Below are 11,516 nucleotides of genomic sequence, written 5' to 3' on the forward strand. Positions count from 1 at the left end.
TGTAGAAAAAATGTAATTTATCCTTATTACTCTTGCAAAATGATGGGCAAAATAGAAAGAGTAGTCATTAAGTAATCGATTACGTTCTCATTTTTACAAATTTCACAGACATTTTTTTGAAAAGCGAGTATAGTTGGCAACGTTTATCCTTAGGACTATTGTTGGTCTTATTTTTCGGGATAAATTCGAGTTATCTCATCAATTCATCAACAGCCATTTTTCCAATCAGGGGTAATTATGGATTTATTTATGAGTATTATTGGCATCGTGGTGTTATTAGCCATTGCCTTTTTATTATCAACTAATCGTAAGGCGATTAATCTTAGAACGGTAGGTGGCGCATTCCTAATTCAAGTCGGGATTGGGGCGTTAGTACTTTATTCTGAATTAGGTCGTAAAGCATTATTAGGCGCTGCAGAAGCTGTCAATAAAGTTATTGCCTATGGTAACGAGGGGATCAGCTTCTTATTCGGTGGTTTAGTAAGTGATAAGATGTTTGAGGTGTTTGGTGGTGGTGGATTTGTTTTTGCATTACGTGTATTACCAGCAATCGTTTTCTTTGCCTCTTTAATTTCCGTACTTTATTACTTAGGTATTATGCAATGGATTATCCGTTTAATTGGTGGTTTCTTGCAAAAAGTACTTGGCACCTCTAAGACAGAATCTATGTCTGCCGCAGCAAATATCTTTGTTGGGCAAACTGAAGCCCCATTAATTGTGCGTCCATATATCGCAACAATGACAGAATCAGAACTCTTTGCGATTATGTGTGGTGGGTTAGCCTCGGTTGCAGGATCTGTCATGATCGGTTATGCGCAAATGGGCGTACCGCTTCCTTACTTAATTGCGGCATCGTTTATGGCTGCGCCAGGTGGGTTGTTATTTGCTAAAATTCTTATTCCACAAACTGAAAAATTTGACGATAGCTTAAAAAACAGTAATGAAGATAAACCATCTAATATTTTAGATGCTGCAGCAATGGGGGCTTCATCAGGTATGCAATTAGCAATGAATGTAGGTGCAATGTTACTTGCTTTTATCGCTTTAATTGCATTATTAAACGGTATTATTGGCGGTATTGGTGATTGGTTTGGATATGGTTCTGGCTCACTGGATCATAAAGAATTAAATCTGCAAACTATCCTTGGTTGGATTTTCCGTCCATTAGCCTATGTTATTGGTGTGCCATGGAATGAAGCAGAAGTGGCTGGTTCAATGATTGGGCAAAAATTAGTATTAAATGAATTTGTGGCGTATGTGGATTTTGTGAAATACCTTGGTCCAGATTCTCCAATAGTCTTAGCCGAAAAAACGAAAGCGATTATTACCTTTGCGCTTTGTGGTTTTGCAAACTTTAGTTCCATTGCAATTTTAATTGGTGGTTTAGGCACTATGGCGCCGAATCGTCGTAAAGATATTGCTCGTTTAGGGATTAAAGCGGTTATTGCTGGTTCACTCTCTAATTTAATGAGTGCTGCTATTGCGGGGCTATTTATCGGATTGGTTGGTCCTGTGTTAATGGGATAATCAGTGTGATATAATTATCATATTTAATACATATCGCAGCACCACGACAGATGTCGTGGTGTTCTATTATTAAGGGATAGAAAACGTTTGCTTTTCTCATAAAAGGAATAATTGATGTCAGCATTAAATCTTAATCAGGCTGCAAAATTAGCTTTATCTTTAATGGATCTCACTACATTAAATAGTGATGATACCGATGAAGTGGTAATGGCGCTGTGTCAAAAAGAACTGAATCCAATCGGGCAAACTGCAGCAGTTTGTATTTATCCACAATTTATTCAAACTGCAAAGCAAACTTTACAACAACAAGGTACATCTTTTGTTGCAATAGCAACAGTTACTAATTTTCCTCAAGGTGTAGCAGATGTTGAGTTGGCGCGTCATGAAACAGAAAGAGCTATTCAAGCAGGCGCAGATGAGGTTGATGTGGTATTTCCTTATCGTGCATTAATGGCGGGTGATGAAAAAATTGGTGCTGAATTAGTCGCTGCTTGTAAGCAAGCGTGTGGTGATAAACTGCTCAAAGTTATTATTGAAACAGGCGAACTGCAATCAGCAGCATTAATTCGTAAAGCATCAGAAATCGCCATTCAAGCAGGTGCAGATTTTATTAAAACGTCAACAGGAAAAGTGGCAGTAAATGCAACATTAGACGCTGCAAAAGTGATGTTGGAAACGATTCGTGATTTAGGTGTCCAAGATCGTGTTGGTTTTAAAGCGGCTGGTGGTGTGCGTACTGCGGAAGAAGCTCAACAATATTTACAACTTGCTGTAGATTTATTTGGTGAACAATGGCTAACACCACGCCATTTCCGTTTTGGTGCATCGGGATTACTAGATAATTTATTAACGACATTAGGGGTAGAAACTACAGCTATCCACACAAGTTATTAATGACAGAGAGGATTCTATGAAACGTGTATTTATTATGATGCTAGACTCATTTGGCATTGGTGCATCTGCAGATGCAGATAAATTTGGTGATGCAGGCTCAAATACATTGGGACATATTGCTGAACGTTGTGCAGCTGGTTTAGCTAATGAGGGTAGAGAAGGGGTATTGAACTTACCAAACTTAACCAAACTTGGTTTAGGTTTAGCGGCAAAAGAGTCTTGTGGTACATTCCCAGCAGGATTAGACGAAAATGCAGAAATCATTGGTGGCTATGCGCATGCCAAAGAAATTTCATCTGGGAAAGATACGCCATCTGGGCACTGGGAAATTGCAGGCGTGCCAGTATTATTTGATTGGGGATACTTCCCTGAACATGAAAATTCTTTCCCACAAGAGTTATTGGATCGCATTGTAGAAAAATCGGGTATTCCTGGTTACTTAGGTAATTGCCACTCATCAGGTACGGTGATTCTTGATGAATTGGGTGAAGAGCATATGCGTACTGGTAAACCAATTTTCTATACCTCGGCTGATTCCGTATTCCAAATTGCTTGCCATGAAGAAACATTCGGCTTAGAGCGTTTGTATGAATTGTGTCATTTAGTACGTGATGAGTTAGAGGGATATAATATTGGTCGTGTTATTGCGCGTCCGTTTATTGGGGATAAAGCAGGCAATTTCCAACGTACGGGTAATCGCCATGATTATTCGATTGAACCACCATCAGCCACTGTTTTACAAAAATTAGTTGATGAAAAACAAGGTGAAGTGGTGTCAATCGGTAAAATTGCGGATATTTACGCACATACAGGGATTACTCGTAAGATTAAAGCAACAGGGTTGGAAGAACTGTTTGATCGTACTTTAGACGAAGTAAGAGCGGCTGGTGATAAAACAATCGTATTTACTAATTTTGTAAACTTTGACTCTGATTTCGGGCATCGTCGTAATGTCGCTGGTTATGCTTCAGCTTTAGAATATTTTGATCAGCGTTTACCTGAATTACTAAAATTAGTAACGGGAGATGATCTATTAGTCATTACAGCGGATCATGGCTGCGATCCAACATGGAGCGGCACAGATCACACGCGTGAACATATTCCTGTATTGTTATATGGGGCAAATGTACCAAAACAATCTTTTGGCAAACGTGAAACCTTTGCGGATATTGGACAAACCATTGCAAATTATTTTGATCTTAGTCCAATGGATTACGGTACAACAATGATTGATTTTAATAACAAATAAAGAAGAGGATATTTATGGCTACTCCACATATTAATGCTGTTGATGGTGCTTTTGCAGATGTTGTTTTAATGCCAGGTGATCCATTACGTGCAAAATATATTGCGGAAACATTCTTAGAAAATGCCGTTGAAGTAACCAATGTGCGTAATATGCTTGGTTACACAGGGACTTATAAAGGTAGAAAGGTTTCTGTGATGGGACATGGAATGGGTATTCCATCTTGTTCAATCTATGCTAAAGAATTGATTACGGAATATGGCGTGAAAAAAATCATTCGTGTTGGTTCTTGTGGTGCAGTGCGTCATGATGTGAAAGTCCGTGATGTGATTATTGGTTTAGGGGCGTGTACGGATTCTAAAGTGAATCGTATCCGTTTTAAAGATAATGACTTTGCGGCGATTGCAGATTTTGAGATGGCACAAGCAGCTGTGCAAGCAGCAAAACAAAAACAAGCTAAAGTTCTGGTGGGTAATCTGTTCTCTGCGGATCTTTTTTATACGCCAGATGTAGAAATGTTTGATGTGATGGAAAAATATGGCATTCTTGGTGTCGAAATGGAAGCGGCTGGTATTTACGCGGTGGCAGCAGAATATGGTGCAAAAGCATTAGCAATCTGTACTGTCTCTGACCATATTCGTACTGGTGAACAAACGACATCAGAAGAGCGTCAATTAACTTTCAATGATATGATTGAAATTGCGTTAGAATCGGTATTAATCGCTGATCAAGCATAATCTATTATCAAATTTATGTCGGATTCTTCCGTCCGACATAAATTACTTACTCGCCTGCAAATTTCTGCTTCTTTTTTGCTGACTAAATACGTTTTGTTACCAATTTGTTAATAAACATCAAGCAATACAAATTTATTTAAAAAAATAGAGATAAAAAGCTTTCTTTTCTAATAAAAGTCGGTACTATACGCCGTCCCTATAAAATTTATCTCCAATAATGATTTTATGAGGAATATTCTCTTTAAACGTTTTATTGAGAAGTAAAAAAGCTGAAACGCTTTTTTTAATAAGTAGCGAGTCAAATGCCCCATGGCATCTGTTTGTAGGAAACAGAAAGCATATGCTTCCCGCAAGGCACCCGACTTATTTTTTTCACCTCTATTAGAAGGTTTATCTTATCATGACAATTATCACCCCTATAAAATCAATTCATAATGCCACTAACGCTTATTATTTAGATCGCCAAGATCAAATGGAATCGAATGTGCGTAGTTATCCGCGTAAATTACCGCTTGCGATTGCAAAGGCAAATGGCTGTTGGGTAACCGATGTGGAAGGCAATGAATATCTTGATTTCTTAGCAGGTGCAGGAACGTTAGCCTTAGGTCATAACCATCCAGCAATTAAACAAGCAATTTTAGATACCGTAGCAAGCGATTTACCTTTACATACCTTAGATTTAACCACGCCATTAAAAGATGCGTTTACCGAAGAGTTGTTATCTTTCTTTCCTAAAGATAAATATTGTTTGCAATTTTGTGGACCATCAGGTGCAGATGCTAATGAAGCGGCAATTAAATTAGCCAAAACCTATACTGGGCGAGGCAATGTTATCGCTTTTTCTGGTGGCTTCCATGGCATGACACACGGTGCATTATCTTTAACGGGTAATCTTAGTGCAAAAAATGCCGTGCAAAATTTAATGGCGGGTGTGCAATTTATGCCATATCCACATGAGTACCGTTGCCCATTTGGTATTGGTGGAGAAGCGGGAGCGGAAGCAGTAACAGCTTATTTTGAGAATTTTATTGAAGATGTTGAAAGTGGTGTTGTTAAACCAGCAGCCGTGATTTTAGAAGCGATTCAGGGCGAGGGTGGTGTGGTACCAGCGCCAGCGAAATTCTTACAGAAAGTAAGAGAAGTTACCCAAAAACACGGCATTCTTCTGATTGTTGACGAAGTACAAGCTGGTTTTTGTCGTTCAGGACAAATGTTCGCTTTTGAAGAATCAGGCATTGAACCAGATATTGTTGTGATGTCTAAAGCTGTCGGAGGGAGTTTACCATTGGCAGTGTTAGCGATTCGTAAAGAGTTTGATGTTTGGAAACCAGCAGGGCATACAGGAACGTTCCGTGGTAACCAATTAGCTATGGCAACAGGTTATGCGTCGTTGAAAATTATGCGTGAGCAAAATTTAGCACAAAATGCCAAAGAGCGTGGCGAATACTTAAAATCGGCTTTACAAACCTTAGCGCAACAATATCCATGTATCGGACACGTTCGTGGACGTGGATTAATGATGGGGATTGAAATTGTTGATGAAACAAAAGCACAAGATCGTACAGGGGCTTATCCAGGCGATCCTGATCTTGCTGTCGCTATTCAAAAAGCGTGCTTTAAAAATCGCCTCTTATTAGAACGTGGTGGACGAAACGGCAATGTGGTGCGTATTCTTTGCCCAATCATTATCACACAAGCAGAATGTGAAGAAATGATTAAACGTTTCACTAACGCATTGATCGAAGCATTACAAATAAGAGCGGCATAATTCATCATGTCCGTGATCAGTGAAAAAGTACGAGGTTGCTCGTACTTTTTATCCATTATAGATAGCCAATTTAGTTAGGAAATTTATTGCGATGTTAACTCAACATAAAAGAGCTTTATTTTGCCGTGATCCTCAATCAATAAATGATTATGCTACAGCGATGCAACAGGCAATTAACGCAGTTTGTCAATGGATGCAAAATGAACAGATGTACACAGGTGGTAGTATCCGTGAAATTCGTCCAACCATTCAATTTAATCCAACAGAAAATGGGCAAGGTATTGAAAAAACATTAGAACATTTAGTCTCTATTTTTCTCAATCCAAGTTTAAAAGTACACCACCCACATTCATTAGCCCATTTACACTGCCCAACTATGGTGGCGAGCCAAATTGCAGAAGTATTAATTAATGCAACTAACCAATCTATGGATTCATGGGATCAAAGTCCAGCTGGGTCTATTATGGAAGAACAGCTCATTGATTGGTTGCGACAAAAAGTCGGCTATGGCAAAGGGACGGGTGGGGTATTTACCTCTGGTGGTACGCAATCCAATTTAATGGGGGTGTTACTAGCACGAGATGCTTGTGTAGCTAAGCATTGGAAAAATGATGATGGTTCAGAATGGCTCGTGCAACAACAAGGATTACCCGCAGAAGCCTTACAAAAAGTAAAAATTATCTGTTCTGAGAATGCGCATTTCTCTGTACAAAAAAATATGGCAATGATGGGAATGGGCTTCCAGTCAGTGGTAACCGTACCAACTAATGCCAATGCACAAATGGACGTCCTTGCTTTAGAGGAGACCTTAGCAAGATTAACTGAGGAGGGTAAGTTAATTGGTTGTGTGGTGGCGACAGCAGGAACAACAGATGCGGGGGCAATCGATGATATTAAAGCGATTAGCAAGGTTGTGCAAAAATACCAAACTTGGCTGCACATTGATGCCGCTTGGGGTGGCGCTTTATTACTTTCTAAAGATTTTCGTCATTGGTTGGCAGGTTTAGAACAAGCAGATTCAGTTACACTTGATTTTCATAAGCATTTTTTCCAAACCATTTCATGCGGGGCATTTTTATTAAAAGAGGAACAAAATTTCCGTTTCATTGACTATAAAGCGGATTATCTCAACTCTGAATATGACGATGAATATGGCGTACCTAATTTAGTGGTGAAATCATTGCAGACAACACGACGTTTTGATGCTTTAAAATTATGGTTTACTGTTGAAGCATTAGGTGAGAAGCTGTATGCCTCAATGATTGATCATGGTATCTATTTAGCTCGAGAAGTCAGTGATTATATCCGCTCACAGCCAGAGATAGAATTATTAGTCGAGCCACAATTTGCCTCAGTACTTTTCCGTATTAATCCACCAGATTATCCACAAGCATTTATTGATACGTTAAATCAAAATATTGCAGATGAGTTATTTGCTCGTGGCGAAGCGAATATTGGTGTAACAAAAGTGAATGGGCAACAAGCGTTAAAAATGACAACCCTGAGTCCAATAGCAACGCTTGAAAATGTAAAAGCACTTTTACAGCAATTAGTTGCAGAAGCAGATAGAATCAAAGACGCGATTGTGGAGGGGAGTTATATCCCACCAATCGCCTCTTAGCTGAAAATAAATTGCGATAAAATGAAAAGTAAAAAGCCTGCATATGCAGGCTTTCTAATTATCATAATGATAAATTGTTTAATCGGCGTTGTAATCATCAACGCTATCATTGGCTAACACACCTGAAAGTGTATAAACACGTTTTGTACGTGATACACGTGAACGATATTTATCCCAAGTCTTTTCAAAGAAGGTTTCTGCTGGGCGTTCGCCACGACAAAATGCAACAAATTGTTGTTCTTCTTCAGTAGCAGGTTGGCGAGAACCATTATCTAACTCAAGAAATGCTAAACCGTAAGTTTCTAACGCTTGAGACTCACGAATTGTGTAATCACCATGGCGAGCAAAGCCACGTGGATAATTTTTATCATCAAAGAAACGACGGGTAACGGTAAAACTTTCAGCCATAATAAAATCCTTCACATTTAAAAACTCACGCAAAAAGTCGCATTTAAGCAACTTTTTACGAGAAGTCAATTATTTTTTTAATAAAAATTGGGTAAGGTCAACATAACGTTGTACAAATTCATCTAAAGTTTTGATATTTGAGAATCCGCTATTGTTACCAGTTTCGATATGATATTTACCGTTAATATAGAAATCTGGTACACCACGGACTTTAAAGGATTCAGCGGTTTTTTCTTGTTTTACGACTAACGCATTTACTGCAAAACTGTTAATTGCGCCATCAAATGTCTTACCGTCAATACCATTCTCAATAAAAATCTGGCGAATATCTTCCATTGAATGTAAGCTATTTTTTCGTGCTGCTTCAAATAAAGGTGCGCGCACCTTATCCTCTTCGCCAATCGCCATTGCTAATGCCCAAGCACGGGTAAGATTTGCTGATTGAGCGCCTAAAAAATTCACGTGATATTGTTTAAACGTAACGCCTGTTGGTAAGGATTGCTTGATTTTTTCTGGAATTTGGTATTTCAATTCATAATCATAACAGTGCGGACAATAAAAAGAGAAAAATTGTATCACTTCTTTTTGTTCTGATTGCGGTAGGGTTAATGCAGAATAATCTTTACCCTCTGTAAAATTTGCCGCTGATACAAATGGTGCAGTAATTGCAACTATCAAACTTGCCAATACAATCCACAATTTTTTCATAATATACTCCTTATTTAATAATTCCTCTTGCTTTTAATAAAGCTGTTTTAAAATCTTCTTCATAGTCTTTTTTAATCCCTGGAATTGGCTCATTTTTATCTTTTCCTGCCATTTTGAGATGATAAATAATAATTTCATCACTCAACGTAGCCAATTCACCATTGAAATCTGCTTCTTGCGCGATTTTTTGTAAAATTTGGGTGAGATTAAGATCAGGATCTTTTGACCAATAGGGTTGTAATAGCTCCAAAACTTCATTTAAACGATGGCATTTCATCTTGTAATTCCTCTCACTGTTTTGCACAGGTGTGCGATAATACCATTTAAATTTTTAATTGCCAAAAGAGATTGATATGCCAGAACAAATAACCGCAGTAATTTTGTGCGGAGGAAAAGCACAACGAATGAATGGTGCAGATAAAGGATTGCAACAACTCGCGAATAAACCTTTATATCAGTGGGTTTATGAAGTTATTGCTCCACAAGTTGATCAAGTGATGATCAGTGCCAATCGTTCTCTTGCGCAATATCAGGAAAGTCATCTGCCAATTATTACTGACGCCATAACAGGTTTTTTAGGACCTTTAAGCGGTATGTTAACTGGATTACAACAGGCTAAAACGGATTGGGTACTATTTGTCCCTTGTGATACACCTTATTTACCAGTAAATTTAGTAGAAAAGCTAATGGCTTCTAGACAAGCTGATACTAATGTCATTTATGTAACTGATGGTGAACGAGATCACCCAACCTGCTGTTTATTGCATAAGCATTTAATGCCTGCGTTAGAGGAATATTTACAGCAAGGGCAACGTCGAGTTTTAGGTTTTATGCAACAACATCATTATCAAACGGTGGATTTTTCTACTGAGAAACACCATTTTATTAACATTAATTCACTTGATGAATTACAGTTTTATAGCCAACAAGAGGAAGCGTGAAATGAATCAATCTGTATTAACGGTAATCGGAAAAGACCGCATTGGCATTGTGTACGATGTGGCGAAATTATTAGCAGAACAACACATTAATATTCTCAATATCAGTCAACAATTAATGGATAATTATTTTACGATGATTTTGTTGGTTGATACCACAGCATGTAAAAAGGATTATCAAACCCTTGCGGCGTATTGTACCGAAGAAGGGCAAAAACTTGGTTTAGATCTTCGCCTACAAAATACAGAAATTTTTAATGCAATGTATCGCATTTAAGGATTATCTCTATGAGTAATAGCATTCAATCTTATGAGATTTTAGAAACGTTGCGTATGGTGTCGGATCAAAACTTTGATGTTCGTACTATTACGATTGGGATCGATCTGCATGACTGTATTAGTGATGATATTGAAATTTTGAACCAAAAAATTTATGACAAAATTGTGCGGATTGGTGGCGATTTGGTACAAACTGCACGTGAATTGTCTGCTAAATATGGGATCCCTATCGTTAATCAGCGAATTTCAGTAACGCCAATAGCGCAAATTGCAGCAGCGACAAAAGCAACCTCTTATGTTTCGGTGGCTCAAACGTTAGATCGTGCGGCAAAAGCAATAGGTGTCTCTTTTATAGGTGGTTTTTCCGCTCTTGTGCATAAAGGAATGAGTCCAGCCGATGAAGTTTTAATCCGCTCTATTCCTGAAGCAATGAAATTAACGGATATTGTGTGTAGTTCGATCAATATTGGTTCAACCAAAGCAGGAATTAACATGGACGCCGTGAAATTAGCGGGCGAGATGATTAAGCAAACTGCTGAAATGACCCCAGAGGGATTTGGCTGTGCCAAAATTGTGGTGTTCTGTAATGCGGTTGAAGATAATCCATTTATGGCTGGTGCTTTTCATGGTTCTGGTGAGGGAGATGCCGTGATCAATGTTGGTGTTTCTGGTCCAGGTGTCGTGAAATCTGCCTTAGAAAATAGCCAAGCAACCACATTAACCGAAATTGCCGAGGTGGTGAAAAAGACAGCATTCAAGATTACCCGTGTTGGTGAATTAATTGGGCAAGAAGCTAGTAAAAGGCTCGGGATTCCATTTGGTATTTTAGATTTATCATTGGCACCTACCCCAGCCATTGGTGATAGTGTGGCACGTATTTTAGAACAAATGGGATTGAGTGTATGTGGTACGCATGGTACAACGGCTGCGCTTGCATTATTAAATGATGCCGTGAAAAAAGGCGGTATGATGGCGAGTAGTTCAGTTGGCGGATTAAGTGGCGCATTTATTCCTGTTTCTGAAGATGAGGGAATGATCGCTGCTGCGAAAGAAGGGGTTCTCACTCTAGATAAACTCGAAGCGATGACAGCGGTTTGTTCTGTTGGCTTGGATATGATTGCTGTACCTGGTTACACTTCAGCTAGCACTATTTCAGGCATTATTGCTGATGAAGCAGCGATAGGTATGATTAATAGTAAAACAACGGCAGTACGCATTATTCCTGTGCCAAATAAAGATGTTGGCGAAATGGTAGAATTTGGTGGGTTGCTTGGTTATGCGCCAATTATGCCAGTGAAAGAGGGATCTTGTGAGCTCTTTGTTAATCGTGGTGGACGTATTCCTGCGCCAGTGCAATCTTTAAAGAATTAATCTATCCATTAAAAGGTTA

12 protein-coding genes are annotated in these 11,516 nt (G+C 38.7%); 9 read left to right on the forward strand and 3 right to left on the reverse strand.

The window, feature by feature from the left end; all coding sequences use genetic code 11:
* The first annotated feature begins 237 nt into the window (after positions 1-237).
* From ACFFHK_RS04920 to ACFFHK_RS04945, 6 genes are all read left to right on the forward strand, one after another.
* A complete protein-coding gene (locus ACFFHK_RS04920; protein ID WP_382370129.1) occupies positions 238-1,527 on the forward strand; it encodes a NupC/NupG family nucleoside CNT transporter in 1,290 nt (429 codons plus the stop codon).
* A gap of 114 nt (positions 1,528-1,641) precedes the next feature.
* Positions 1,642-2,421, forward strand: a complete 780-nt coding sequence (deoC, locus tag ACFFHK_RS04925; RefSeq protein WP_382370131.1) for a deoxyribose-phosphate aldolase — start codon at positions 1,642-1,644, stop codon at positions 2,419-2,421.
* A gap of 16 nt (positions 2,422-2,437) precedes the next feature.
* Positions 2,438-3,670: a phosphopentomutase gene (locus ACFFHK_RS04930; RefSeq protein ID WP_382370133.1), complete on the forward strand. Its 1,233-nt coding sequence runs from the start codon at positions 2,438-2,440 to the stop codon at positions 3,668-3,670.
* Between the two features lie 14 nt (positions 3,671-3,684).
* Complete coding sequence (gene deoD / locus ACFFHK_RS04935; protein WP_382370135.1) at positions 3,685-4,404, forward strand: purine-nucleoside phosphorylase; 720 nt, start codon at positions 3,685-3,687, stop codon at positions 4,402-4,404.
* A 400-nt stretch (positions 4,405-4,804) separates the two neighbouring features.
* Positions 4,805-6,172, forward strand: coding sequence for a diaminobutyrate--2-oxoglutarate transaminase (locus ACFFHK_RS04940; protein WP_382370137.1), 1,368 nt, complete (start codon positions 4,805-4,807; stop codon positions 6,170-6,172).
* A gap of 85 nt (positions 6,173-6,257) precedes the next feature.
* The gene (locus tag ACFFHK_RS04945) at positions 6,258-7,793 is read left to right on the forward strand and encodes a pyridoxal phosphate-dependent decarboxylase family protein (protein ID WP_382370390.1); all 1,536 of its coding nucleotides are present in this window, start codon (positions 6,258-6,260) and stop codon (positions 7,791-7,793) included.
* 78 nt (positions 7,794-7,871) lie between these two features.
* Here ACFFHK_RS04945 and ACFFHK_RS04950 read toward each other — a convergent pair whose 3' ends face one another.
* The 3 genes from ACFFHK_RS04950 to ACFFHK_RS04960 all read right to left on the reverse strand — a co-directional run bounded on the left by ACFFHK_RS04950 (position 7,872) and on the right by ACFFHK_RS04960 (position 9,186).
* Positions 7,872-8,201, reverse strand: a complete 330-nt coding sequence (locus ACFFHK_RS04950; protein WP_382370139.1) for a MaoP family protein — start codon at positions 8,199-8,201, stop codon at positions 7,872-7,874.
* 69 nt (positions 8,202-8,270) lie between these two features.
* Positions 8,271-8,909, reverse strand: a complete 639-nt coding sequence (dsbA, locus tag ACFFHK_RS04955) for a thiol:disulfide interchange protein DsbA (protein ID WP_382370141.1) — start codon at positions 8,907-8,909, stop codon at positions 8,271-8,273.
* Between the two features lie 10 nt (positions 8,910-8,919).
* Positions 8,920-9,186, reverse strand: a complete 267-nt coding sequence (locus ACFFHK_RS04960; RefSeq protein ID WP_382370143.1) for a YihD family protein — start codon at positions 9,184-9,186, stop codon at positions 8,920-8,922.
* Positions 9,187-9,262: 76 nt separating this feature from the next.
* Between ACFFHK_RS04960 and mobA the strand changes: the two genes are divergently transcribed.
* Genes mobA through ACFFHK_RS04975 form a run of 3 tightly spaced genes read left to right on the forward strand, consistent with a single transcriptional unit; the run spans position 9,263 to position 11,497 of the window.
* Complete coding sequence (gene mobA, locus ACFFHK_RS04965; RefSeq protein ID WP_382370145.1) at positions 9,263-9,850, forward strand: molybdenum cofactor guanylyltransferase MobA; 588 nt, start codon at positions 9,263-9,265, stop codon at positions 9,848-9,850.
* A gap of 1 nt (position 9,851) precedes the next feature.
* Entirely contained in the window at positions 9,852-10,124 is a 273-nt protein-coding gene (locus ACFFHK_RS04970) for an ACT domain-containing protein (RefSeq protein WP_382370147.1), read from the forward strand.
* Positions 10,125-10,135: 11 nt separating this feature from the next.
* Entirely contained in the window at positions 10,136-11,497 is a 1,362-nt protein-coding gene (locus ACFFHK_RS04975; protein ID WP_382370149.1) for a PFL family protein, read from the forward strand.
* The last annotated feature ends 19 nt before the right edge of the window (positions 11,498-11,516 follow it).

The sequence above is a fragment of the Gallibacterium trehalosifermentans genome (assembly GCF_042433055.1).
Taxonomy (GTDB): Bacteria; Pseudomonadota; Gammaproteobacteria; order Enterobacterales; family Pasteurellaceae; genus Gallibacterium; species Gallibacterium trehalosifermentans.

Coding starts and splice junctions, on each gene's coding strand:
- deoD (WP_382370135.1), top strand. CDS start 3,685: ATGGCTACTCCACATATTAATGCTGTTGATGGTGCTTTTGCAGATGTT.
- ACFFHK_RS04975 (WP_382370149.1), top strand. CDS start 10,136: ATGAGTAATAGCATTCAATCTTATGAGATTTTAGAAACGTTGCGTATG.
- ACFFHK_RS04970 (WP_382370147.1), top strand. CDS start 9,852: ATGAATCAATCTGTATTAACGGTAATCGGAAAAGACCGCATTGGCATT.
- deoC (WP_382370131.1), top strand. CDS start 1,642: ATGTCAGCATTAAATCTTAATCAGGCTGCAAAATTAGCTTTATCTTTA.
- ACFFHK_RS04950 (WP_382370139.1), bottom strand. CDS start 8,201: ATGGCTGAAAGTTTTACCGTTACCCGTCGTTTCTTTGATGATAAAAAT.
- ACFFHK_RS04960 (WP_382370143.1), bottom strand. CDS start 9,186: ATGAAATGCCATCGTTTAAATGAAGTTTTGGAGCTATTACAACCCTAT.
- mobA (WP_382370145.1), top strand. CDS start 9,263: ATGCCAGAACAAATAACCGCAGTAATTTTGTGCGGAGGAAAAGCACAA.
- dsbA (WP_382370141.1), bottom strand. CDS start 8,909: ATGAAAAAATTGTGGATTGTATTGGCAAGTTTGATAGTTGCAATTACT.
- ACFFHK_RS04940 (WP_382370137.1), top strand. CDS start 4,805: ATGACAATTATCACCCCTATAAAATCAATTCATAATGCCACTAACGCT.
- ACFFHK_RS04930 (WP_382370133.1), top strand. CDS start 2,438: ATGAAACGTGTATTTATTATGATGCTAGACTCATTTGGCATTGGTGCA.
- ACFFHK_RS04920 (WP_382370129.1), top strand. CDS start 238: ATGGATTTATTTATGAGTATTATTGGCATCGTGGTGTTATTAGCCATT.